Origin of the sequence: Colwellia sp. MB3u-41 (genome assembly GCF_014076845.1) — a bacterium.
Classification (GTDB): Bacteria; Pseudomonadota; Gammaproteobacteria; order Enterobacterales; family Alteromonadaceae; genus Colwellia_A.
The window spans coordinates 1-25,999 of the sequence record NZ_JACGUT010000074.1 but is presented as its reverse complement, the minus strand read 5'-3'; the positions used below and the strand labels follow the sequence as shown (position 1 = coordinate 25,999).

Sequence of the window (25,999 nt, the reverse complement as noted above, 5' to 3'; positions counted from 1 at the left end):
ATTCTCAGAAAATCACCAGCACTATCGATAGTGCTTTAGTGCCAATGGTTATTGAGCAAACACCTAAGGGTGAGCGCTCGTTCGATATTTATTCAAGACTTTTAAAAGAGCGTGTTATTTTCTTATGTGGTCAAGTTGAAGATCACATGGCAAATTTAATTGTTGCTCAATTATTGTTTCTTGAGTCTGAAAGTCCAGACAAAGATATATATTTATATATTAACTCTCCCGGCGGCTCAGTAACTGCAGGTATGGCTATTTACGATACAATGAAGTTTATCAAACCTAACATCAGTACTGTGTGTATTGGTCAAGCGGCAAGTATGGGGGCATTTTTATTATCAGGTGGCGAAAAAGGTAAACGTTATTGCCTACCTAATGCTCGTGTGATGATTCATCAGCCATTGGGTGGTTTCCAAGGTCAAGCCTCTGATTTCGAAATTCATGCAAAAGAAATTCTTTACATTAAAAATAAATTAAACACCCTAATGGCAGAGCATACTGGCCAGTCGTTAGAAAAAGTTGCTCATGACACAGACCGTGATAATTTCTTAAGTGCAGAAAGTGCGGTTGAATATGGAATAGTTGACTCCATATTATCAGAAAGATTAGATAAATAATTTCACAGCTTTGTGATCTAGATAAATTATGAAATACTTAACAGTATCTGTATTAGCAATTAAAAGAATTAGAGGTTCCGTATGACCGATATTAAAAATGGTGACGGTGATAACGGCAAGCTTTTGTATTGTTCGTTTTGTGGCAAGAGCCAACACGAGGTTCGTAAACTTATTGCTGGTCCATCAGTGTTTGTTTGTGACGAGTGTGTTGAACTGTGCAACGATATTATTCGTGAAGAAATAAAAGAAATTTCCCCGAAAGAAGAAAAAGAAAGCTTACCAACGCCTATAGAAATTCGTGAAAGTTTAGACGACTACGTTATTGGTCAAGATCACGCAAAGAAAGTATTATCAGTAGCGGTTTATAACCATTATAAACGTTTACGCAATGGTGATTCTCATAATGGTATTGAACTAAGTAAAAGTAACATTTTACTGATTGGTCCAACAGGGAGTGGTAAAACATTACTTGCTGAAACCTTAGCACGTTTACTCGATGTGCCATTTACAATGGCAGACGCAACAACATTAACTGAAGCAGGTTATGTTGGTGAAGATGTTGAAAACATCATTCAAAAGCTTTTACAAAAATGTGACTACGACGTAGAAAAAGCACAGCGTGGTATTGTTTACATTGATGAAATTGATAAAATTTCGCGTAAATCTGATAATCCATCAATCACTCGCGATGTTTCAGGCGAAGGTGTTCAACAAGCATTGTTGAAATTGATTGAAGGTACCATTGCTTCAGTGCCACCACAAGGTGGGCGTAAACATCCTCAGCAAGAGTTTTTGCAGGTTGATACCTCAAAAATCTTATTTATCTGTGGCGGTGCTTTTGCCGGTTTAGATAAAGTCGTTGAGCAACGCTCTCATACAGGTGCTGGTATTGGTTTTGGCGCAGAAGTTCGTGGCAAAGACAGCAAAAAAACACTTACGCAACATTTACAAGATGTCGAGCCTGAAGATCTTATCAAATATGGTCTAATTCCAGAATTTATTGGTCGCTTACCTGTTGTTGCTACGTTAACAGAACTTGATGAAGATGCATTAATTCAGATATTGCAAGAGCCTAAAAATGCGTTAACTAAGCAGTTTGGCGCTTTATTTGACATGGAAAATGTTGAACTCGAATTTAGAGAAGATGCCCTTATTGCTATTGCTCACAAAGCAATGGTTCGTAAAACAGGTGCACGTGGTTTACGTTCAATCGTTGAAAGTGTCTTACTTGATACGATGTATGAATTACCATCAATGGACGACGCTGTAAAAGTTGTTGTTGATGAAACGGTAATAAGAGGCGAGTCAAAACCTATTATTATTTATGATACCCCGCAGGAAAAAATAGCGAGCGAATAGCCGTTCATTGCTAATTTTTTAGGTGTTTCGATAAAAAGAGTTATGTGACATTGGTCATTTAGCTCTTTTTTTTTGTCTATCCGTTGAAAGCTTTACTAAAATCCCCATATACTTTTTAACTACAATTTTTTCCCTACTGATTTTCGAGAGAGTAACCTATGACCGAAGAGTTATCTGGTATCAATGAAATTCCTGTTTTAGCCTTGCGCGACGTTGTTGTTTATCCCCAAATGGTGATCCCATTATTTGTAGGTCGCGAAAAATCTATTCGCTGTTTAGATATCGCGATGGAAAATGACAAGCAGGTTTTTCTTGTTGCCCAAAAAGACGCGGCAGTTGACGACCCAACCGCAGATGATGTTTATAGAGCGGGCACTATCGCTACTATTTTGCAAATGTTAAAGCTACCTGACGGCACAGTAAAAGTATTAGTTGAAGGGGCACGTAGAGCTCGCATCACTGACTTTGTTGAAACACAAGAATACTTCACTGCCAATATTGAGTTTCTCGACGTAGAAACTGTTAACGAAGACGATTGTGAAGTATTGGTTCGCTCCGCTATTTCTCAGTTTGAAGGTTACGTAAAACTCAATAAAAAAATACCACCTGAAGTATTAACGTCAGTTTCAGGTATTGACGATGCTGAACAATTAGCTGACACCATGGCTGCACATATGCCATTAAAGTTAGCTGAAAAACAAAAAGTGCTAGAAATTGAGAATGTTGCTCAACGTTTAGAATACTTAATGGCACTGATGGAAGGCGAGATTGACTTACTACAAGTTGAAAAGAAAATTCGCACCCGTGTTAAAAAGCAAATGGAGAAAAGTCAGCGCGAATACTATTTGAATGAGCAAATGAAGGCTATTCAGAAAGAATTAGGTGATGACGAAGAAGGAACAAATGAAGTTGAGCAGCTTGAAAAGCAAATTGAAGACGCTCAAATGCCTGAAGAAGCAAAAGAAAAGACTTTAGCTGAAGTACGTAAGTTAAAAATGATGTCGCCGATGTCAGCAGAAGCAACCGTTGTTCGTTCTTATATCGACTGGATGATTAGTGTCCCTTGGAAGAAGCGCAGCAAACTAAAGCGTAACTTGAAACTAGCACAAGACATTTTGGACAAAGATCATTACGGTTTAGATAAAGTCAAAGAACGCATTTTAGAATACCTAGCAGTACAACAACGCGTTAGCCAATTAAAAGGACCTATTCTTTGTTTAGTTGGCCCTCCAGGAGTAGGTAAGACGTCTTTAGGACAATCGATTGCTAAATCTACTGGACGTAAATATGTGCGTATGGCATTAGGTGGTGTTCGTGATGAAGCTGAAATACGTGGCCACCGACGCACGTATATTGGTTCTTTACCCGGTAAGTTAATTCAAAAAATTGCCAAAGTAGGGGTGAAGAACCCACTATTTTTATTAGATGAAATAGATAAAATGGCGTCTGATATGCGAGGCGATCCCGCTTCTGCGTTATTAGAGGTGCTTGACCCAGAACAAAATACGACGTTTAACGACCATTACCTTGAAGTAGATTACGACTTATCGGATGTGATGTTTGTAGCAACATCGAATAGTATGGATATTCCAGGGCCTTTACTTGATCGTATGGAAGTTATTCGTTTATCGGGTTATACCGAAGATGAAAAGCTTAATATTGCTAAAAATCACTTACTTGATAAGCAAATTGGTCGTAATGGTTTAAAAGAGAAAGAAATTTCAATTGAAGACAGTGCCATTATGGGTATTATTCGCTACTACACCCGAGAAGCCGGTGTACGTGGCTTAGAACGTGAAATATCAAAACTATGCCGTAAAGCAGTGAAGGCTATTTTATTAGATAAAGCCATTAAGAAAGTTACCATCAATCAAGATAACTTATCTGAATTCTTGGGTGTACAACGTTTTGATTATGGTAAAGCTGATAGTGAAAATAGAATTGGTCAAGTGACTGGTCTAGCGTGGACATCAGTAGGTGGTGAGTTATTGACCATAGAAACAGCTTCTGTACCTGGCAAAGGCAAATTGACTTACACGGGCTCGTTAGGTGACGTTATGCAGGAGTCTATACAAGCGGCGATGACTGTTGTGCGAAGTCGAGCGGATAAATTTCGCATTAACGCCGACTTTCATGAAAAACGTGATATTCACGTACATGTTCCTGAAGGTGCTACACCAAAAGATGGACCCAGTGCGGGTGTTGGTATGTGCACGGCATTAGTTTCTAGCCTAACAGGTAATCCTGTCAGAGCTGATGTTGCTATGACGGGTGAAATTACCCTTCGTGGTGAAGTACTTCCTATTGGGGGTTTAAAAGAAAAGTTATTGGCAGCTCATCGTGGTGGTATTAAAACAGTCATTATTCCAAAAGATAATGAACGTGATTTGGAAGAAATTCCTGACAATGTCAAAGGTGATTTGGTTATCCATCCGGTAAAATGGATAGAAGAGGTGCTCGATATTGCCTTAGAGCATCAGGTAGAAAAATTCAAATTAGGTGACTAACCTAGAAAATTGCTGTTTTTTTAGTAAATTAAAGAATAAATTGCAATTAAATAACAAAAAACAGTGATTTTTGCTTTTCAAACGCTGAAACTATGGTAAGTTAATGTCGCTGATAACGCTATACCCCTATGTATATATGGGGTTTAGCTAAGATAAAAATAAATAATAATTTTATTTTCTTAAACACAGTGCTTGATGTTCAAAAGAAGCTAAATACAAAATGCTTCCGCAGGACGCTAAAACAAATGATGGCATTGAATAATAACAATTGAAGGGGAATACTTGTGAACAAATCTCAACTAATAGAAAAAATCGCTGCTGGTGCAGACATCTCTAAAGCTGCTGCTGGTCGTGCGTTAGATTCATTTATTGAAGCTGTTACAGACGAATTAAAAGATGGTGAGCAAGTAGCTCTAGTTGGTTTTGGTACTTTCTCAGTACGTGACCGTGCAGCTCGCACTGGCCGCAACCCACAAACGGGTGCAACTATTCAAATTGCTGCAGCTAAAATTCCAGCGTTTAAAGCTGGTAAAGCATTAAAAGATTCAGTTAATCCATAATTATCTACTTAAATTTTGTAGATAATTTAGAAAAGCCTTTTTAAACGAAGGCTTTTTTTATTTTAGATTTTCAATAAACAGCTTCATTTATATCACTAAACATAATTAAATCTTCGTCTGCTACTTCAAGCTCAGTGATGCTTCTGATAGAATCCTGAACAAGAAATATCTGTCGTAATAAATAGAGAAAAAGATGTTAGAAAATATTCGAGAAGGTTCACAAGGATGGATCGCAAAATCAATCCTAGGTTTAGTTATTTTAACTTTTGCTTTAGCCGGAATTGGTACTTATACCAACTCAGTAGACACATCGGTTGCTGATGTTAACGGTGAAAAAATATCGCAAGATGACTTTAATAAATCCTATCAGGCACAACGTAATCGTATGGCACAGCAATTTGGCGATATGTTTGATACTTTGTCAGCCGATGAAAATTACATGGCGAATTTCCGCAACGGTATTTTAGATAATTTAATCAATGAAAAATTGATTGATCAAAGTACGGTTAATATGTCTATTCGCGTATCTGACGAGCGTATCAAGACAACAATTCGCACAATGACTGAATTTCAAATTGAGGGTGTTTTTGACAACAACCGTTATTTAGCGATGATAAACCAAGCGGGTTTTTATCAATCATCAGACTTTCGTGACTACTTACGTGTTGAAATGACTCGACGTCAATTAACACAAGGATTAGTCGCAAGTGAGTTTAACTTGCCGTACCAAGAAAACCTGATGAATGCCTTACAAAATCAAAAGCGCAACGTTCGCTTCGCAACCATCAATGCTGAACAATTTAAAACAGGTATTGAATTAAGTGATGACGAAATCAATCAATATTATTTAGCGAATCAAGCCCGTTTTGAAAACCAAGAAAAAGTTAAGCTCAATTACATTGCGCTTGATGTTAATGACATAGCAAAAACAATTGAAGTAAATGATGATGACGTTAAAACGTATTATCAAGAAAATATTGCTAGCTACCGTGAAGACGAACAGCGCCGTGTTGCCCATATTCTTGTTGAATTTGGTGACGACGAAGTTGTGGCTAAAGTAACGGCCGAAGCTTTGTTAGCGCGTATTAATGCCGGTGAAGATTTTGCTACTTTAGCTAAAGAAAGTTCAGATGATACTTTCAGCGGTGAAAACGGTGGTGATTTAGATTGGATCGAACGCGGCGCTATGGGCGATGGGTTCGACGAAGGTGCCTTTGCTTTAACTGATATTAATAGTGTTAGTGGCATTGTTGAAAGTGAATTTGGTTTTCATATAATCAAACTAACTGATTTAAAAGCTGAGAAAGTTCAAGCTTTTGTTGATGTAAAAGAAGAGCTTCAGCTAAAAGTAAGTGAATCAAAAGCACAAGATAAGTTTTTTGAATTACAACAAGAGATGGCACGTTTAAGTTTTGAATACCCTGATAGCTTATACGATGCAGCTAACGCTATTGATGTAAAAGTGATTTCGACCGATTGGTTAAGTAAGTTTGGTAACGTGGCACCGTTTAATAATTCTAAAGTGATAGAGGCTGCTTTCTCTGACTTAGTACTTCAAGAGAACTTGAATTCAGATATTATTGAAGTGAGTGATACCTTAGCGATTGTTATTCGTTTAGAAGAGTATCAACCAGCAGAAGTTAAACCACTTAGTGAAGTTACTGCACAAATTCGTGAAACTTTGATTGCTGAGAAAGCGACTGAGAAAGCGTTAACAACAGCAGATTCTTTACTTGTTTCATTTAAAGCCGGTAATAATATTGTAGAACAACTCGCAGCGGTTAACGCCGTATTTGTTGAAAAAACTGATGTTGCTCGCTCAGGTGGTGATATTGCACCTAACTTAAGTCGAGAAGCTTTTAAATTACCTCATCCAAGTGAAGGTATGATCTCAGCAACAACGGTTACATTAAACAATGGTGATTTAGCCTTACTGGAAGTTCAAGCAGTTATAACCAGTGATGTTGAAAAAGCGGTTGATCCGAGAATGGCTCAGCAACAAACTCAGCAACTTGCACAATCAGCTTACCAAAGCTTTGTTGAAGCACTAAAAGTTGATGCTGAAATTACCCGTAAAGTAATAACAGCCCCAGCATCTCAGTTTTAAGTTGTTAAACAACTAAGCCATTTGGCGATTAAGAAGCATTAACAATACTTATAAAACATTTAGTATTGAATAAATAAAAGGCTACAAATTAATTTGTAGCCTTTTTTATTGTTTATCATCTAATAGAGCTACTGATGCACTCATTATTATTAAACCAATATTTACCCGAACTCAAAGATCAGATAAGCCCATTACCTATCTTAGATCTTGCGTGTGGTAATGGCAGGAATGGTTTGTTTTGTCTGGAAAAAAATTTAATAGTGACTTTTGCAGATATTAACGAGGAGTCATTAGGATATGTTAAGCAAACAATAAGTCGTGATGCAGATAAATATCAATCGACTTTAGCCACTTTTTGGCGCGTTGACTTTGAGCAAGCGTTTTCTCAGCCACTAGCAGAGAAAAGCTATCGTGCGGTAATGGTTTTTCGTTACTTACACCGACCACTTATAGAGCAGATTAAAGCGGCAGTAATCCCTAATGGTCTCGTTATTTATGAAACCTTCACCTTAGGTCAGGCTGAACTGGGTCGCCCCAAAAATCCTAATTTTTTATTAAAAGTAGGGGAGTTAGCTGAGCATTTTTCCGATTGGAAAATTATTCACTATTTTGAAGGGGCAACAGTTTCAGATACGGGTAATTATAACCAAGCGATAGCACAAGTGGTGGCGAGAAAACCTTTATAATTGCTCTGTAATCAAGTTGTGGCATAATCTAGTTAACTTTATTCAGTCAGTGGAGACTGCTTTGTTTTATCGCAAAGTATCTTTTATCAATATGTTTAAGGGGCAACAGTTTCAGATACGGGTAATTATAACCAAGCGATAGCACAAGTGGTGGCGAGAAAACCTTTATAATTGCTCTGTAATCAAGTTGTGGCATAATCTAGTTAACTTTATTCAGTCACTGGAGATTGCTTCATCTATGCCAAAGTATCTTTTATCAATAGACCAAGGTACAACAAGTTCACGGGCTATTTTGTTCACCACCCAAGGGGAACGCTACGCAAGTGCCCAAGAAGAGTTTCCGCAATACTTTCCTCAAGATGGCTGGGTAGAACATCAACCTAACGATATTTTACAAACGGTATTACGTACCTGCCAAAAACTGCTTGCTGAAAACCAGTTGAGTGCTAGTGATATCATCGGTATTGGCATTACCAACCAGCGTGAAACGACACTCGTTTGGGATAAGTATACCGGTAACGTTATTTATAATGCCATAGTATGGCAAGACAGAAGAACCAGCGATTTTTGTGATTCAATTGATTGCGTACAAATTAGAAAAAAAGTTATTGATAAAACCGGTTTAATTTTAGATGCTTATTTCTCTGCCAGTAAAATTAATTGGATATTAACCCATGTTCAAGGTGCAAGAGCAAAAGCTGAAACGGGGCACTTACTTTTTGGTACGGTTGACACATTTTTACTGTGGCACTTAACAGGGCAGAAGTCACATAAAACCGATGCAACCAATGCCTCAAGAACGTTATTATTTAATATCCATCAGCAATGCTGGGATGACGAGTTATTAAACTTGTTTTCAATTCCAAAAAATATGTTACCTGAGGTGATGGACTGTGCTGATGAATTTGGCGTTACGCAATCATCCCTATTTAATGGAGAAATACCTATTTTAGCGATGGCAGGAGATCAACAGGCCGCTTTATTTGGTCAAGCTTGTTTTGAAGAAGGTATGGCTAAGTGTACTTATGGAACAGGGGCATTTTTAATGCTAAATACCGGCAGTAAGGCTTTAAAGTCAACTAACCGATTACTGACTACTATTGCTTATCGTTTAAATGGAAAAGTGAGTTATGCGATTGAAGGCAGTATTTTTATGGCGGGAGCAACGATTCAATGGTTAAGAGACGAACTACAGATTATCGATAAGGCCTGCGACAGTGAAGATATTGCTAAAAAAACTACTGTTGAGCATGGTGTGTTTATTGTGCCCGCATTTACAGGCTTAGGTGCACCATACTGGGACCCTAATGCTCGTGCGACTATTTCAGGCTTGAGCCGAGACTCAGGCCGAAATGAAATAATTAGTGCAGCCTTACAGTCAGTCGCCTTTCAAAGCAAAGACTTACAAATCGCCATGGAAAAAGATGGTTTACGGCTCTCCTTGTTAAAAGTTGATGGTGGGATGGCTGAAAATAGCTGGCTGCTTAATTTTGTCAGTGACATGTTATCAATAACAGTTAAGCGGCCTGAAATTGTTGAAACAACAGCTTTAGGGGTTGCATACTTAGCGGGATTACAAGCAGGAACCTTCTCTTCTATGGATGAATTATCAATGTTGTGGCGTTGTGAAAAAAGTTTTAGCCCCGAAATTAGTGATGAACAAAGAAATAGGCTTTACGCGCAATGGCAACGAGCGGTTAGCAAAGTACAAAACTAGCATATTAATGTACAATACTCACTTTGTAACTCTATAAATCTTATTATGTATATTGATCCTAAATGGCGTGTTTTAACGGTTGGAGATGGCGACTTATCTTTTTCAGCATCCTTACTAAAAAATCATCAACCGCAACAACTCACAGCAACTATTTATGACAGCATGGCTTGTTTACAAGAAAAGTACGGTGATGATTATTATCAGCAATTACAGCAAGACAATTGCCAAGTAATCACTGATTTCGACGTAACTGATAAAAAAACTTGGGGTAAGTTAGTTAAAAAATCATTTGATTTAGTCATATTTCAATTTCCATTATTACCTGCTTTTTCTTCTGAGCAAGCTTTTAAAACTTACTGCCAAACCTACAGTGTTAACACCTTAAATCGCGCTTTACTTCGAAAATATCTGTTGAACTGCTTTCAATATTTTCTCGATGATAATGGTGTAAAACTCGCGTTTATCACTTCAAAAAATGTAAAACCTTATTTGCAATGGAATATTGAAAAATCGTTGATACGCAACACTGATATTAATTATATAGGTCGATTTTATTTTGATATTAGTAAGTTTCCAGATTATAAAGTCAGAAATGTAAACAGAGATAAACATGTAAAATCAACCCAAGGCACAACGTATATATATAGCCTTGAGTCTTTAGAAAACTGTAAAACGATTTTTGATAATAAGAGTGATGACTATATTACTTATAATCGACAAAGCAGAGTGCCTGAGCACAAAACTTGTCAAGCTTGCCGAACAGGAGCCTTTGCAACAGAACGAGACAAATTGATGCATTTAGCGACTAAGAAACATCAGCAAATGTTTGCCTATGAAGAACAATGGTCAGATTTTTTGCAACAAGAAAGCGCAAATAAACACATTACCTAGGGTGAACATAAATGAAACATAAAAAAGTACTGATCCCTTTACCTCGTTATGGCTGCGACCCATCAGAAGTCGCTATTCCTTGGTTATTGCTAAAAGAGCAGCAATTTGAAATAACGTTTATTACCCCAGATGGTCATATGGCCATTGCGGATGAAATAATGTTAACAGGGAAAAGTTTGGGTTTACTCAAACCCGTATTGAAGGCTCGCCAAGACGCAGTAAATGCTTATCGTCAAATGGAAAGTTCAGTTGAATTTACTACGCCTTTAAAATATACCGATGTAAAAGTAGACGATTTTGATGGATTACTATTACCGGGAGGACATGACAAGGGGGTAAGAGAATATTTAGAATCAGACATTTTACAAAAGCTTGTTGTTGGTTTTTTCAATGAAAATAAACCAGTAGCGGCGGTTTGTCATGGGGTCTTAATTCCAGCGAGAAGTATTGATCCCAAAAGTCAAAAGTCGGTAATTTATGATTATCAATGCACTGGCTTATTAAAGCGCCAAGAGCTTACGGCTTACCACCTAACTCGACTTTGGTTGAATGATTATTATCTTACGTACCCAGAAACAACCACGGAAGATGAATTAATAGCAGCACTTGCTTGTCAGTCACAGTTTATGGCAGGAAGTTTGCCATTAGCTCGGGATAATTTACAGCACTTGTCACGCGGCTTTATTGTTAAAGATAGAAATTACTTGTCAGCGCGTTGGCCAGGAGATATTTACAATTTTAGTTTGAAATTTATTGATATGTTGACAGATTAACCGTTTGGTTAATCTGTCATTATACGGATGTTACTTAGGAGATTCTGAGTAAGGGTTTGAGGGTGCACTTGTTTGTTTCGAGCGATCAGGCTTTTCTGTACGACGAGCAAAACCCGGTTCATTTTTATCTTTATAGCTAGCCTTACTGCTATTATTTCTACTATCTCGAGCGTGTGATGAAGGTTTTTTATCAGAAAAATTTGACGATCTGATTGTCGGAATAGGTGCTTGTCCTAAAATTAATACCGCTGGTTCTTTAGGTTTTTGGCGTGCAGGTATTACCCGAAGACGAGGCGGGATTTCATATTGTTCATCATCGGCTTTTGGTAAGTTTTTAAATTGGTATAAATAAAAACGTTCCATCTTTTCACGAGCCCATTCGGTTTTACGTAAAAACTTTAAACTAGATTCAAGGCTAGGTTTGTTTTTAAAACAATTAATATTGGTATATTCCGCTAGAATTTCCCAACCATAATGATCAAACACTTCATTTAATAGTGTATCTAATTTAAGCCCGTGCAAGGGATTATTGAGTTGTTCGTTTTCTAGCGTCATGAGATTCTTTTTTACTAAACAGTTATAAGCATATTATATACGGATATGCTGTGAATGTACTCGCCTTTATTGTGTTTTGTTTACGTAACGTTCTTTTGCTTTTCGCCCTTTTTCATAAAGTGCGGGTCTGAGAAAACGTCTTAGTGCAGGAAAAAGATAAGAAACAGTAGTTAACCAACCGCTTGAACGAGGTAATGAAATCTCGACTTGCTCACCTTTAGCCACGCTAATTATTGCATCAGTGACTTGTTGAGGGCTGCTCATTGGTTGAGAGAATACTATGTCTTCTACTTCATCAATTTCAGACATAATAAAACCGGTATTGATTGGTCCAGGAGAAACTAAGCCAATACTAATACCCGAGCCTCTTAATTCATCAGCGAGAGCGTAACTAAAAGCACGTAGTCCAGACTTTGTTGCAGAATAGGTTGCAGCACCTTGTAAGGGGGTTCGACCTGCTAAAGAACCCACATTAACTATGCCACCAGAACCTCCCGCTGCAATACTTGCTCTAATATAAGGTAAAATTAATGTGGTGAGCTCGATGGGAGCACGTAAATTCACATCAACCATTTTGGCTAATTGCTCAGCGGCGTTATTTTCAACATTTCCGCGCTTATGAGAGCCCGCATTATTAATAAGGTAATGAATACCACCAAACTTTTCCTGCGCACTTACTAGCATCTTTTTATACGCTGAAGCGTCAGCGACATCCATCGCAATCGTTAACACTGAAGTTTCAACAGAAAGCTCTTTGCTTATCTCGTCGAGTGCTTGTTGTCCTCTTGCTAATAAAACTAGATTGGCCTTCATTTTTGCAAATGCACGGGCGGTTTCTGCACCGACACCTGCTGAAGCACCCGTAATGACGACAGTTTTACCTTGAAAATAATTATTCATGTTAGTGCTTTCCATTTTATTTATTTTGAATAGCGTTAATTAAGTTGATCATTTAAGTCAGGTAACATGCATATTTATCAAAGATGTTACTAAAATAGTTGTAAAGCTGAGTCACCTAACTTAAGTGTTATTTCTGTCCAAAGTTTATTGTATAGATATTTGAGGAAATTTATCGTGTTATCTACGGTATATCGTTTGATAACAATCATCAAGCCATCGTCTCAATTTGAGTTAATTGTTTATTTTATCTCTTTAACTTCTGCTCCATTGATTACACTTGATATCAAGTATGAACCTACAAATTGTATAGTGCTGATGCATTTAAATGCGATGAGGTTATGTTTTGGCTGGATGTAATTATTTGAATTCTTTGTAAATAACTAGTATTTTGTTGACGAATACACTATTGTCTAAATGTACAAAAGTATACTTAAAATAAAAATAATAAAGGAATATATAATGGGTCAACGTTTAAGTTTTGCTGAAGTTAATCCGCTAAGCAAAGATATAGTCGAATTAATTATAGATGAAAATACCCTGGTCAGCATTGAGATGGTGGAAGAGTTTGATATCTATATCGAACAAAACTTTAAACATAAAATCGGTATATTAATGAATAAAATTAATGATTATAAATATAGTTTTGAAGCTAAGTTGACCCTTGGTTCTTTGCCAATGATTCAAGCGGTAGCTATTTTAAATTACAGCAACGCAGGTATATCTGATAGCGATAGTATTGAACAGATACGCGCGTTAGACAATCTCAACACCAAGCTTTTTTCGGGGTTAGAGTTAGCCCGAGATCAAGCCATCAATTGGTTAGTTAAAGAGTTAACATAGCTTAAGTTTTATCTTACTCGCTCGAAAGGTACCTGTTTCACATCTATATTTGTTTAACTCAACTCGCAGTTATTAATATCGAGTCCATATCATATAATTTTTCAATAGTAATCAGTTTCAATATTAATAAATCTTACAGCATGAGTTAGTGCTTATTTTTCAACAACGATTACTCGTTACACAGATAAACCTTAAAGGTATCGTCAAACTTATCAGACGATGCCTTAAGGTTTATTGTGCTTTTGCAAAACGCTATAACGGTTTTCTATCAATAGAAGTGGTTAACTCGCTGTCTTTAATATCGTCAGAATCTTGCAATATCTCAAGCATATCTGAGGCAATTTCAGGGAAAGAATCTACAAAGGTACTGGCAATCTCTACGGCATGTTCAGGGATACTTTCAACAATGTGATTAATATAGTTATTGGCGGCATACTCAATATTGTCTATGGTATCTGCTGTAACAACTTGCTCACTGTCTATTAAGTTTTGAACATAGGCCTCAGCCACATTACCTGAGGATTCAGGGAGTGAATCAGATACCGTAAAGGCAAGTTCTGCTGATTGGTCAGGAGCAACATCGGTTAAGCGATTATAAAGCTCAGTTGCTGTGTTTTCTGAAACCGCGGCTATTCTATCAATGGGGCGCATGGCATCTAAAGACTCTGATAGATTTGTCATATATTCTTTAGTCATTTCTAGTAGTTCACTTGGGTAGTCTTCGGCCATATTTTCAGCAGCCTGTTCCATCACATTAATACCGTCATCAGGCATGTTATTAGCAATCGCAACAACAATATTAGTAAATTGGTCTGGGTATTCAGAGGTGATCCAATCAACCAGCTGCTCGGCTTGTTCAGGCGAAGCATTTGTTAAAGCTTCAGCGATATGGATACTCATTTGTGGCGCTGCTGAAGTTATTGCCGCATATAATTTACTAATGTCTATTGCGTCTATAGTACTGAGTGCGGCGGCCAAGTTTGAAGCATTTTTTGGATCTCTAAGTACAAGTGCCTTGACCATATTAACAGCAGCAGACGGGTTTTTTCTCGCGAGGCTAATCGCAACCTCTACTTCTGGAGTTGTTTCAAACTGTGCTTCTGCATATTGTGTCCGAGGATCTAATTCTGACACCACACCACTGGGTGTCTGCATAACGAAGCTTTCCTGTTCATCAAGCGGTAATGCTTTTCTTAGTTTCATGCGAAGGCTAATAAAGAGTAACAGTGTTATAGCAACCATATTCATAAAACCAAATAAAGCGTTATTACCGAAATTTTCCATGACCATCGAGGCAAGGTAAGGTCCTAAAATACTGCCTAATGCATAGATTAATAACAACGAACTCATTGCAGACAATATTTGCTCTTTCAATACTTTATCAAAAGTTTCAGACATACTCATTGGGTAAAGACAGGCAACTAATCCTGTTATTAGCGCAACAGCCAATAAAGTGAGTTTGAACATATCTTTGGACATAAGAAATGGCACAAGTAAGGACAATACAATGAGCGTTGCGACCATAAATAGCATAACTTTTCGACGATCAAAATTATCTGATAAATAGGCAATAGGAAACTGTAAAACGATAGCACCAGAGATAGCGGTGCCCATAAATATTGATAAGTCTAAACCGGTAATACCATTATTACTGGCAAAGATAGGCAACATATTAATTAAAGCCGCATAGAGAACGCCACAATAAAAGCAACTTACCACACCTAAAGGAGACAACTTGAACACAGTCATGAAAGACATTGATTGGCTGTCTTCAATTTGTGGACCTCTTTGTTTGCTAATCACGATAGGGGTAATGGACAAGCTAAAGAGAATGCCACAGATAACAAATAGGGTAATATCATCAATAGGAGCGACATTGAGTAAAAATTGACCAGAGAATAGTGCGGTCATTATCATCATTTGATTAATAGATAGTATTCGCCCCCTATTTTTTTCTGTGGCGCTATGGCTTAACCAACTATCAAGTGTGGCATTAGTACAGACAATACAAAATCCCGTTATTATTCTCATACAAGCAAGCATTAATGGCTCTGGATAGAGGCCAGAAAGTAAAATAGCAACGGAGGTTAAACTGCCACACATAGCAAATATTCTTATGTGTCCAACTCGCTGTAATAGCATACGGCTATAATATGCACCCAACAAAAAACCCACAGATAGCATTGATAATACTAAGCCAATATTGTTCATGCTGACGCCATCGTTCTGCATGCGCACAGGTAATAAAATATTGCTTAATCCGTAACCTAACATGAGCAAAAAGCCACTCGTTAGCAGAAGGATAAAGGGTCTGAGGGTCATTATCATAAGATATACTCTTATCTATTTAGCGAACAGCTTTTACGGTTTAAATAAACAACATAATATTAAAAATAACGTACATTTAAACATTATTGCAGTTACTTCAAAGTAACTTACAGATATTAATTATATCAAGAGCATATTAAGGTTTATAGCGGGAATATGGAAAAGTTATCTCTAAAAATAGTTAGTTTGCTTGAAATTTAAGTGTTACCGGGTAAAAAAATATCATGGCAATTTATCCGTGTAATATCTCATAGTCGTAAAATTTTTTCGGAAAAAATACATTGCGTAACCATTTATGCCAGCTATTTTTCAAATAGCAGGCATAGAAAAATTGTAGTACCTGCAACAACGTTACCCTCTTGATCATTAAGCCTCATTTATTCATTTATTTAAGCCACACTTACTAAGGTGAGTTTTATAGCTATGATCATCAGTACGCATCCTGCGACTTTATCAATTTTTTGTTTTTGTCGATTAAAACGAGGCATTATACTTGGGTGTGATAATAGCAATGCAACACCGCTGTACCAGATAAAATGTGCCAGCATAATGATCACCCCATAACTTATTTGCATTATTAAGGGAGTCTCTACCGATACTACCTGCGTAAAAATACTTAAGAAAAAAATAGATGTTTTGGGGTTTAATATATTACAAGTAAAACCTAAACGTACCGCCATTAATGCTGTCATTTGAGGCGTGTGACTTTTTTTATCTTGCTTTAAAATCGCGTCGGTTGTTACTAACTGCCACGCAATATAAATAAGATAAGCGGCGCCTAAATATTTGATTGTTGTAAATAACCATGGTGAGTTTGCAATCACTACCGCTAATCCTGCAATTGAATAACTTGCATGAATACAAACAGACAAACACATACCTAAACTCATATATAAACCTGCCAAGCGGCCATTGTAGATACTCGTTCGTGTTACCAATACAAAATCAGCGCCAGGTAATATCGCCATAAAAATAGCAATTGTGCTCACCGCTATAATTTCTGCCATATAAGTGTTTATTAATACTTCCATAATTATTACTCACTCTTTAAGTATGCTCGTTGCAACTCAATTATTAATCTGCAAGTATGTTAATCTATGAGATATTTAAAACAATACACACATTTGTAAAAGGACTTGTGCTTAATGGACACAAATAAATTAATACCGCTATTGTCCGATATGGCCATTTTAGTTACGGTGGTTGAACAGGGGGATTTTAGTAAAGCGGCAAGGAAACTTGGCGTAACACCTTCAGCTGTTAGCCGTCAAATTAGTCGGTTAGAAGATGCATTGGGTATTAAGTTATTACAACGAACGACACGACAACTTGCGTTAACTGAATCAGGAACAATAACATTTAATTATTGTAAACAGATGGTCGAGTCTGCAGAGCAAGCCGTTAATGCGAGTCGTTCTGCCACATCGACGGTAAGTGGATTATTAAGAGTCTCGGCGCCAAAATCACTCGCTAATCAGGTATTACGTCCACTGTTTGTTGAGTTTTTAAAATGCTATCCAGAGATCCAGTTACATTTGAAAGTAACTGACCGTATTTTAGATCCTATTCATGATGGTGTTGATTTTTTGATTCATATTAGTGACGACCCAATAGAAGCATTGGTAAATGTTAAAATTGGACGTGTAGAACAGGTGTTATGTGCGAGTCCTGATTTTCTAGCCAACCATACTTTGCCATCACACCCCGATGATTTAAAACATTTACCTTGTATTTGCTTAGGCGAAAACATGACTGATAACCGTTGGCGATTTAGTCATAAAAATCAAAAAACAACGGTAGAAGTAACCGGTTCATATTTACTTAACCACAGTGAAATGCGTCGAGATGCCATTGAACAGGGCTTTGGTATAGGCTCTTTACCCGATTACACCGCGCAAAAAGGGGTTGAAGCGGGAACACTCATTCCACTATTGAAAGATTGGCATTTACAATGTAGTTATCATGGTGATATTTGCTTGCAGTATGTGCAAAGTAAATATATGCCTAATAAGAATCGGGTATTTATCGATTTTATCAAAGAAAAATTATTGGTTATTAAACCGAGTTCATAAAAGGTGATTATATTCTACTCAGGGTATTACACTTCTTAGCTAAATATCATTTATCTGCTTATTTGGCGTTAGGCATCTGATGAAAATAAGTACGTTAATTATAATTTTTATTGTCGCTTTATTAACATTCACTGGCATATATGTCAGTGCAACCATCAATAAAATTGGCGAAAGTTGCTAGCAGGGCTTAGCGGCCTGTTCGTTTGATTGTTTATTTTAGGTAAGAATATTTGCCTTTGTATAAGGTGTTATGTGTACTTTATCTCGAGAGGAAAACAAGTTATTCTGTTTATAATTTAATCTAAAAGGGATGAATATGTTTTTATTATTAATTTTGAATATCATATGTATCTTTATTTGCTTTTATATTGCTAAATATCGTCATGCACAATCTTATTATTGGGCATTTATGGGTGCGTTACTGGGTCCTCTCGCTATTCCTTTCGCCTTTCTATCAAAGCCAGAATTAAAAAAGACTTAATAGATTTTTTGCCTATAAAGAGCCATTTAAAGCACGAAAAATAGATGGCTTTTTAATTTAGCTTGATTTTTTAGCCAACAAATCATTGTCTCTTAACTGGAACTAGTCGTCATAGGGACGTGCTGTGAATAAATCCATTATAATTTTAATGTCTTTATTGTCATTTTACATAGTCGCTGAAACATCTAGACTAAAACGCAAGGTAATTATTTGTAGTTACTCTGTGACTATAGTCAAACATTATTTTCCATGTAAAATAGCGTAATAAAACTAAGGAAGGTTTGTTGTATGCGTAACCTATTAATATCGATTTTAGTTAGCTTTACATTATTGCAGTGGTCAAGTTTTTCTTGCGCTACATCGTTTGATGAAGCCTATAAAACTAAACAAAGTAACATTCAAGTTAAAGGGCATGGCGAAGTTATCAGGATACTAAATGATGATAACCAAGGTTCACGTCATCAAAAGTTTATTCTTAAACTCAGCTCAGGTAACACTATTTTAATTGCACATAACATTGACCTTGCGCCAAGAGTTAATTTGATTTCAAAGGGTGACATGGTTTATTTTTATGGTGAATTCGAATGGAATAAAAAAGGTGGTGTTGTACATTGGACGCATCGAGACCCAAATAGACATCATATAAATGGTTGGTTAAAGCATAAAGGTATTGTCTACCAATAGGTTTATCGCAAGCCATTTTAAGAATTAAGCATAGAGGGCTGTTTTGTTTTACTTATTGTGAGTCAACTAAATCTCCCCATTTTTATTGTAAATAAAGGTATCTAATTAAGTATGGTTCAAAATATTATAGTCGTGGCATTATTAACAGGCTCTATTGGTTTAATGCTACTTGTTATAGGTTCTATTTTCACTGCTGTTGTTGCTTTGGGCAATAAACAGCATTTATTTGGTTGGTCTGTATTTTTATTTTTTCCAATATCATTAATTTATTGTGCAATGAATTGGGATAAAGCGTCGTATTCTGGAAAAATGGTCTATTCAGGCGCTTTTTTGTTAACCGTAACCGCAATTATTTTAAAGGCTGGCGGTGTAATTTAGCTGAACGCATAATTGTCTATTCAAACATAACAAGTCATTGCCTCTGAGTAAGACATTCATTTGTAATACAAGTTTTGGCCTTTATCAAAATGGATTTTGAGTAAAAATACCTTTGTACTTTTTATTATTTTACGCATAACGACACTCATGGCATCTGCTGATGTTTTTGATGTTTTTGATGTATTTAGTGAACTTCGCTTAAATATAGGTACGAGTGATATAAAACTCTGGGGTTGCCGATAATGCTTGATTTAAGTGGCGCTTGGCAGAATTTTTTATTTACATCTCATGCCGACAAGGTTACTTTATCTGGTCTAACCAGAGGTGTGTATGTCAGAAAAAACGGTACTGTTAACTATCGAAAACAACATTGCTTATGTTGCACTTAATCGTGCAGAGAAGCATAACGCTATTAATATGGTGATGTTTTATCAGCTTGATAATATTATTAAGCAATTACAAAAAGACAAAACACTCCGCGCCATCATTGTGCATGGCGAAGGCGTAGATTTTTGTAGTGGCTTAGATGTGAAATCGGTGATGAAAGCGCCCATCAATATTTTAAAACTACTCTTTAAATGGTTACCCGGACAGTCAAATTTAGCACAACGTGTCTCTACAGGCTGGCGTAAAATACCTGCTCCTGTCATCATGGTTTTGCATGGACGAGTTTGGGGTGGTGGCTTACAAATTGCTTTGGGTGGTGATTTTCGCTTTGTTGAACCTTCTGCAACTTTATCCATTTTAGAAGCAAGATGGGGGCTAATTCCTGATATGGGAGGAACGTTGGCTTTAAAAGAACACTTGCCTGCTGATCAAGCAAAATTACTGGCGATGACAGGAAAAGAAATTTCTGCCAAACAAGCGCTCGAATATCATTTAATTACTGAAATATCATCCGACCCAATGGCTGCTGCAAAAGCGTTAGCAGTATCACTTTGTCAGCAATCTCCTGATGCTGTTGCTGGCGTCAAAAAACTTTATAATAAAGTTTGGTGGCGCAGTGATCGTTTTACATTAGCAAGAGAAACTTTTTATCAACTCAAAGTCATGCTGAGTAAAAATCAAAAGATAAAAGCTTATAATCAAACGCATGAAAAAGAACCTGCTAAAGCGTTTAAAAATAGAGGTTCTTGGTAGGTATAGTATCTTATTTAATATGCCGATTTATTGCGTTTCAAACTACATCTGTGGCGTTACCCATGCAATAGAATAACGATTGCTTTATATGAGGGCTTGGCATTTTTCCTTAGATGTACACTCAAGGCCCGCATTTTTAAATGATAACGGTATATAGAGAATAAAGTGAATAGGACAAAGTATGTACCCCCTTGAATATATAGAACCGGTTTTTCGCCCACCAAGCGAATGGAAAAGCTTAATACTACAAGTCACTAATGGCTGCTCTTGGAATAACTGTTCCTTTTGTGAGATGTATACGGCTGAAAATAAAAAATTCAAACCGAAAAAAGTAGAGCTTATTGAGCAAGAACTAATAAAAATTTCACATTCAGGCTTACCTGTTGGACGTGTGTTTTTAGCCGACGGTGATGCCGTAATGTTGCCGTTCAAACGGTTAAAAGAAATTCTTGAACTGATAAAAAAACACTTGCCACATGTTACGCGGGTTTCAAGTTATTGTTTACCTAGAAACTTAACTAATAAAACGGTTGAACAACTTACCGAGTTAAGAGCTTTAGGCTTGTCTTTGCTCTATGTGGGCTGTGAAAGTGGAGACGATGACGTCTTAAAGTTAATTGAAAAAGGTGAAACATACCAAAGTTCTTTAATAGCCCTTAAAAAAATTAAGCAAGCAGGTATTAAAAGCTCAGTGATGATTTTAAACGGTTTAGGCGGGCCTGAATTATCAAAACAACATGCCCTTAACTCTGCTAAATTAATGAATGAAGCTCAACCTAATTACCTCTCTACATTGGTGGTAAGTTTTCCTTTAGGCCAAGCACGTTTTGCCCAAAAATTTACAGAACATCAATATCAGCCTTTTCGTCTTTTACATCAGCAAGAGTTGTTTACTGAAATGGAAACGTTGTTATCAGCACTTGAGTTAAATAACACTATTTTCAGATCTGATCATGCTTCAAATTACTTGGTGTTGAAAGGGATCTTAGGTAAAGATAAAGATAAATTAGTGAATATGGTACAAATGGCGTTAGCGCAATCTACAGAAATACCTATTCGTCAAGAATGGCAAAGGGGTCTATAAGTGTGGTTTGCTAAACGTGAATTTATGCATTGTCGTTAGTAAGCGGTTGTTAATAAATAATAGCCGCCCGAAAGGACGGTTTTGTGCGGTTAGAAATTTATAATTAAACGTTTCTGTGCCATCAAAACCTGAGGTTCTTAAAAATAAGTTTTAGTGGTTTTATCGTTAATATCGCTTATAAATTGAGACTGTATTTTTTATCGATTTAACCCTGACCTTGGGTACGATTTCGATTAGATTTAGCGCTAGCATTCTTTTCAATAAAATTTTTCTCGATAAACTTGAAAATCATGGGGGTAACATCCTTTTCAGTTGCGGCTTCAATACCCGCCAAACCCGGTGAAGAATTAACTTGCATGACAACAGGTCGACGTTCGGCGCGCAGTAAATTAACACCACAGACGTGCAGCCCGATAACGTGTGCAGTCAACACCGTGGTAGCTCTTTCTTCTGGGGTAAGTTTAACAAGTACCGCTGAACCACCGCGGTGTAAATTTGACCTAAACTCACCTTCACACCTTGACGTTTCATTGCGGCAACAGCATGGTCACCACCAACAAGACATCGAATATCAGCACCACCGGCTTCTTTGATAAATGCTGAATTAAAATATCGGCATTTAACCCCATAAAGGCTCAACAATAGCCTCTGCTGACTTAGTTGTTTCAGCAAGTACCACTCCAATACCTTGCGTATCCTCAAGTAATTTAATGACGCAAGGAGCACCACCGACATTTTTAATTAAATCTTTGACATTGTTAGGGTGATTAGCGAAGCCTGTTCTTGGCAAGCTGAGGCCTTTTCTTGACAGTAATTGCATAGAACATCATTTATCTCTAAAGCGACTAATCGCCAAAGATTCATTGACACTGAAAGCGCCAGTCATTTCAAATTGAGGCACTACCGCGCTGCCATAAAAAGAAATGGAAGCACCGATCCGCGGTATTATTGCATCGTACTGTGGAAGTGCTTGGCCTTTATAGCGAACAACTGATCTGTTGCTAGTGATATCCATCTAACAATGAAGTGTATCGATAACGTCAACTTGATGACCCAGCGCTTCCCATGCCTCTTTTAAACGGCGGATCGAGTACAACTTCTTGTTTCGAGATAATATTACTATTTTCATCTTTGATTTCCTGTTGTATAAAGAAAAACAACCTATAATCTAGACTGTTTACAAAAAAGTCACAAAATAATATAAATATTTTTAAGAAAAGTGGTAAAGAAGTGTTTTTATAATAATAGGGTATTATTTTGTTGTTTATATTGGAATACGTGAGTTGCATTTTTCTTGCCAAAAGTACACTCAGCTTTCTAACCGATTGCTGAGGGGGTATTGATCTGTTAATTATTACCTGCGCATTAATCACTTTTATTCTATTAGTACTTGCTTTTTTGAGGCACTCATCCGTATTTAAATTGATACGGGTAGGGCAGATTTTATTATTAGGTGCGCGTTGCAGCCTCGAAATTAACATTGACAATAATACGGTAAATACTGCTGAAAATGTGGTCATTACCGAGTTGAGGGTGCAATGACTTGGACCCTAAGGTAAAGAGTTTTAAGTCATTAGCCGGGAGTAAGGGCTTAACCGTATTCGTAATGGCTAACCTGATTGGCTTTTTATTTATGGTTTGAACGAATCGAGTCTAGCGTCTATTACTGACGCCCTTAGAGTACCGGTTAGTGCGGTTCAAAGGGGATTCTTCTGGGTCGGTCCTGGGTTTGATACACTTGAGCAGTTCTCCTCATTTCTAGTTCTATACCCCATGCCTACGTTGCCAGAAGAATGGCTGATTCGCACATCTATCTTATTGTTGACTTGTTAGATAACATGGTTGTGTTGGGCGCAATCAGACTTACCTCAATGAAAAGGTACAATTACGCTTGGCCAGTATTGACACCAATACGCCCTAAATTGTGTGGGTAACTTTAGCACTAGGCAGTGAAATAATGTCAGGCTACACTCACGTAGTCATAAGTCTAGCATTTACTTTGACGGAGTTAGAAATAGCTCAGAGGCAAATGAGATATTTCTAATGTATACGTTTTCACTTAGGGCTGATATTTTGAATGCACGTGGTAGTCTCAAACATTTTAAAAGTACGAACCTGAGATTTTTTGTTACATGGCTGACGACGTAATGACTTTATTTTTATAACAGTTGCACGTCGTTTTTAACCTGTAATGTTTGATTTCGTATTAAAATACCGGCATATTCCTCGAAAAACCACCTACGTTAACGCCATGTTTTTGAACAATGCGCGCCTTAGCATGAACGAAGACATAACCGAACGCTTTATTTTCGGTAAATAGGCAATACTGATCTTAATTTCTAAACCATACGTAAATAGATTGTGAAAACAAAATAGTATTAACTAAAATTCACTGAATAGGAAAATACAATGTTAAATAAATTTATTACAACAGTATCAATTGTGGTTGCCAGCTTAGCTTTTATGCCAGACTCTTATGCAGAGCATCATGGTATGAAAAAAGATATTGTTGATGTGGCCGCTGCAAATGGTTCTTTCAATACACTTGTCGCAGCAGTTAAAGCAGGTGGGCTTGTTGAAACACTTAAAGGTGATGGGCCCTTTACGGTATTCGCACCCACAGATGAGGCTTTTGCAAAGTTGCCTAAAGGCACGCTTGAGATGCTTTTGAAACCAGAAAATAAAGATAAACTCGTCGACATATTAACATATCACGTTGTTTCTGGAAAAGTGATGTCTACAGATGTCGTGAAAGTAACAAGCGCACCTACCATTCAAGGTAAAATGTTGATGGTTAAAGTCATCGATGGAAATGTAATGATAAATAAAGCAAAAATTATCATGGCAGATGTAAAAGCAAGTAATGGTGTCATACACGTTATTGATACGGTATTAATACCTTAATAGCAAGCTCGGTAGGGTGTCGGTTATTTCTCATATAATCGATACTCAAAGAGTCTTTTCGCTATTCCCCTCTTTATTAAAATTTAATTCATTGGCGATACAATGTTTATTTCGCTAAAATTACCTAGCCGCAGTATTTTTTATCTCTCTTTTACACCGTTATTAGATAGAGGTAACCGTTTTTAAAGCTTCAATATGGCTTGAAAATAAAAAGTATTATAAAAGCGAGTTATTTTTAGAAACTAAAGTAAAACCTGCAATAATAAAACTTATTTAAAATAATAATATAGGTTATAGCAGACATAACCCACATTCTAGTATGATAATAAATACCATTATATTTATTTGCACTAAAGCGGGCTTCTTCTGCTAACCTGATCGGTGATTATTTTGGTTTATTCTAACGCTAAATACAAGTCAGAATGTACATAAATTCCTTCGTGACCTGACTTAATCTCTGCTTTTTCAAACCATGCTAACAACTGTGTTTTCTGTCTGCAAGCTCAAGGCGAACACCCTGTTTTTTTAAAAATAATGTCTAAATCAGCCAACATTGCCATAACACTCAAGTCAAAATGGGGGGAGGTATGGCACTGCATCGATAATAACACACTCAATATCTCGTTTTGTCTGGCACATAGCTCTAAAATCGGCGCTATTTGTATTACGCTTGCTATGCAAAACCAGCAAGATAAACGTTTAAAAGCAGATAAGTAGATGTTAATTTACCCGAGTGTTGATACATCGGCCAACAGCCCTCTTTTACCGAGAATGGTTCAAGATTTTTACTTGAGTAAGATAAAATAAGCCGGTACTTTAATCAGTCTTTTAAAGCGAGGGATAACATTAAAGCTGCATCACCTTTGTATGGTGAAATAAGTAACGATTTTCCAGAAATTTTAATTATTACCGCCAGATGTTATCCATTAAGAGATGAGGGGTTAGCTTATGCTAAAGTGTTAAAAGCGGTTGGGGTAACTGTACATCATCAGTTTGATGTGTTGTGCATGCTTATATGTTACTTAATGCACTTGTTGAAGAAGAGTGTCGGCAAAATTTTCAGATAATCGTTAACTTTATTAATCAATAGCAAAGTTTATCTCAGCTTTCCGTGGTAAAAACCCTCAATTACCACAAGGTCTTGTTACTAGAAAACAAGACCTCTTTATCATAATGTCAGTAATCTAGTCACCTATGTTGTTAGCATTGTCAAACTCCATATTTATCTAATTCAACATCATTTTTAATATCGTTTTCTGTTCGATAAAACACTTACAAATAATGGTTTAATACGTATTCATCTTTTTTGATATAGCGCTTCGCTTAAATTTAACACAACCTGTGATGGCTACTTAACAAGCAAATACAACCATTAATTTTACATTAGGAATAAAAATAAAAATAAAAATAAAA

22 protein-coding genes and 2 pseudogenes are annotated in these 25,999 nt (G+C 36.8%); 18 read left to right on the top strand and 6 right to left on the bottom strand.

What is annotated here, in order from left to right:
* Window positions 1-11: 11 nt before the first annotated feature.
* The 9 genes from clpP to H4J73_RS07750 all read left to right on the top strand — a co-directional run bounded on the left by clpP (window position 12) and on the right by H4J73_RS07750 (window position 11,220).
* Window positions 12-620 carry an ATP-dependent Clp endopeptidase proteolytic subunit ClpP gene (clpP, locus tag H4J73_RS07790; protein ID WP_182180118.1) on the top strand — a complete coding sequence of 203 codons (609 nt, stop codon included), beginning with the start codon at window positions 12-14 and terminating at the stop codon, window positions 618-620.
* Between the two features lie 81 nt (window positions 621-701).
* Entirely contained in the window at window positions 702-1,979 is a 1,278-nt protein-coding gene (gene clpX / locus H4J73_RS07785) for an ATP-dependent protease ATP-binding subunit ClpX (protein WP_182180083.1), read from the top strand.
* A gap of 158 nt (window positions 1,980-2,137) precedes the next feature.
* Complete coding sequence (gene lon, locus H4J73_RS07780; protein WP_182180081.1) at window positions 2,138-4,486, top strand: endopeptidase La; 2,349 nt, start codon at window positions 2,138-2,140, stop codon at window positions 4,484-4,486.
* Window positions 4,487-4,770: 284 nt separating this feature from the next.
* Entirely contained in the window at window positions 4,771-5,046 is a 276-nt protein-coding gene (gene hupB, locus H4J73_RS07775; RefSeq protein WP_182180079.1) for a nucleoid-associated protein HU-beta, read from the top strand.
* A 193-nt stretch (window positions 5,047-5,239) separates the two neighbouring features.
* Window positions 5,240-7,153, top strand: a complete 1,914-nt coding sequence (locus tag H4J73_RS07770) for a SurA N-terminal domain-containing protein (protein WP_182180077.1) — start codon at window positions 5,240-5,242, stop codon at window positions 7,151-7,153.
* A 134-nt stretch (window positions 7,154-7,287) separates the two neighbouring features.
* Window positions 7,288-7,839 carry a methyltransferase domain-containing protein gene (locus H4J73_RS07765; protein WP_182180075.1) on the top strand — a complete coding sequence of 184 codons (552 nt, stop codon included), beginning with the start codon at window positions 7,288-7,290 and terminating at the stop codon, window positions 7,837-7,839.
* 238 nt (window positions 7,840-8,077) lie between these two features.
* Window positions 8,078-9,556 carry a glycerol kinase GlpK gene (gene glpK, locus H4J73_RS07760; protein WP_182223853.1) on the top strand — a complete coding sequence of 493 codons (1,479 nt, stop codon included), beginning with the start codon at window positions 8,078-8,080 and terminating at the stop codon, window positions 9,554-9,556.
* A 45-nt stretch (window positions 9,557-9,601) separates the two neighbouring features.
* Window positions 9,602-10,447 (top strand): class I SAM-dependent methyltransferase, encoded by an 846-nt coding sequence (locus H4J73_RS07755; protein WP_182180071.1) that lies wholly within the window; start codon window positions 9,602-9,604, stop codon window positions 10,445-10,447.
* 11 nt (window positions 10,448-10,458) lie between these two features.
* Window positions 10,459-11,220, top strand: a complete 762-nt coding sequence (locus tag H4J73_RS07750) for a type 1 glutamine amidotransferase domain-containing protein (RefSeq protein ID WP_182180069.1) — start codon at window positions 10,459-10,461, stop codon at window positions 11,218-11,220.
* A 30-nt stretch (window positions 11,221-11,250) separates the two neighbouring features.
* Here H4J73_RS07750 and H4J73_RS07745 read toward each other — a convergent pair whose 3' ends face one another.
* Together H4J73_RS07745 and H4J73_RS07740 are read right to left on the bottom strand one after the other, a co-directional pair.
* Window positions 11,251-11,775, bottom strand: coding sequence for a VF530 family DNA-binding protein (locus tag H4J73_RS07745; protein ID WP_182180067.1), 525 nt, complete (start codon window positions 11,773-11,775; stop codon window positions 11,251-11,253).
* A 66-nt stretch (window positions 11,776-11,841) separates the two neighbouring features.
* Window positions 11,842-12,675, bottom strand: a complete 834-nt coding sequence (locus H4J73_RS07740; protein WP_182180065.1) for an SDR family oxidoreductase — start codon at window positions 12,673-12,675, stop codon at window positions 11,842-11,844.
* Between the two features lie 459 nt (window positions 12,676-13,134).
* Here H4J73_RS07740 and H4J73_RS07735 point away from each other — a divergent pair, with 459 nt between their 5' ends.
* The gene (locus tag H4J73_RS07735) at window positions 13,135-13,515 is read left to right on the top strand and encodes a hypothetical protein (protein ID WP_182180063.1); all 381 of its coding nucleotides are present in this window, start codon (window positions 13,135-13,137) and stop codon (window positions 13,513-13,515) included.
* 252 nt (window positions 13,516-13,767) lie between these two features.
* Here H4J73_RS07735 and H4J73_RS07730 read toward each other — a convergent pair whose 3' ends face one another.
* A complete protein-coding gene (locus H4J73_RS07730; protein ID WP_182180061.1) occupies window positions 13,768-15,843 on the bottom strand; it encodes an MFS transporter in 2,076 nt (691 codons plus the stop codon).
* A gap of 389 nt (window positions 15,844-16,232) precedes the next feature.
* A complete protein-coding gene (locus H4J73_RS07725; protein WP_182223852.1) occupies window positions 16,233-16,874 on the bottom strand; it encodes a LysE family translocator in 642 nt (213 codons plus the stop codon).
* A gap of 114 nt (window positions 16,875-16,988) precedes the next feature.
* Here H4J73_RS07725 and H4J73_RS07720 point away from each other — a divergent pair, with 114 nt between their 5' ends.
* From H4J73_RS07720 to H4J73_RS07695, 6 genes are all read left to right on the top strand, one after another.
* Window positions 16,989-17,915 carry a LysR family transcriptional regulator gene (locus H4J73_RS07720; protein ID WP_182223851.1) on the top strand — a complete coding sequence of 309 codons (927 nt, stop codon included), beginning with the start codon at window positions 16,989-16,991 and terminating at the stop codon, window positions 17,913-17,915.
* A 769-nt stretch (window positions 17,916-18,684) separates the two neighbouring features.
* On the top strand, window positions 18,685-19,080 hold the full coding sequence (locus tag H4J73_RS07715) for a DUF3465 domain-containing protein (RefSeq protein WP_182223850.1): 396 nt from the start codon (window positions 18,685-18,687) through the stop codon (window positions 19,078-19,080).
* 111 nt (window positions 19,081-19,191) lie between these two features.
* Entirely contained in the window at window positions 19,192-19,458 is a 267-nt protein-coding gene (locus H4J73_RS07710; RefSeq protein ID WP_182180055.1) for a hypothetical protein, read from the top strand.
* A 96-nt stretch (window positions 19,459-19,554) separates the two neighbouring features.
* Window positions 19,555-19,701: a hypothetical protein gene (locus H4J73_RS07705; protein WP_182223849.1), complete on the top strand. Its 147-nt coding sequence runs from the start codon at window positions 19,555-19,557 to the stop codon at window positions 19,699-19,701.
* A gap of 87 nt (window positions 19,702-19,788) precedes the next feature.
* Window positions 19,789-20,598, top strand: a complete 810-nt coding sequence (locus H4J73_RS07700; protein WP_182180053.1) for a crotonase/enoyl-CoA hydratase family protein — start codon at window positions 19,789-19,791, stop codon at window positions 20,596-20,598.
* A 181-nt stretch (window positions 20,599-20,779) separates the two neighbouring features.
* On the top strand, window positions 20,780-21,682 hold the full coding sequence (locus H4J73_RS07695) for a radical SAM protein (protein ID WP_182180051.1): 903 nt from the start codon (window positions 20,780-20,782) through the stop codon (window positions 21,680-21,682).
* Window positions 21,683-21,887: 205 nt separating this feature from the next.
* On the opposite strand, the pseudogene rimK reads toward H4J73_RS07695, so the two are convergent.
* Window positions 21,888-22,811, bottom strand: a pseudogene (rimK, locus tag H4J73_RS07690) (30S ribosomal protein S6--L-glutamate ligase).
* A 1,280-nt stretch (window positions 22,812-24,091) separates the two neighbouring features.
* Between rimK and H4J73_RS07685 the strand changes: the two are divergent.
* On the top strand, window positions 24,092-24,586 hold the full coding sequence (locus H4J73_RS07685) for a fasciclin domain-containing protein (protein ID WP_182180049.1): 495 nt from the start codon (window positions 24,092-24,094) through the stop codon (window positions 24,584-24,586).
* Between the two features lie 395 nt (window positions 24,587-24,981).
* Here H4J73_RS07685 and H4J73_RS20965 read toward each other — a convergent pair.
* Window positions 24,982-25,213 (bottom strand): annotated as a pseudogene (locus H4J73_RS20965) (sodium-independent anion transporter); the annotation flags it as partial.
* A 176-nt stretch (window positions 25,214-25,389) separates the two neighbouring features.
* Between H4J73_RS20965 and H4J73_RS20960 the strand changes: the two are divergent.
* A complete protein-coding gene (locus tag H4J73_RS20960; protein ID WP_404851849.1) occupies window positions 25,390-25,653 on the top strand; it encodes an alpha/beta hydrolase fold domain-containing protein in 264 nt (87 codons plus the stop codon).
* Window positions 25,654-25,999 lie beyond the last annotated feature (346 nt).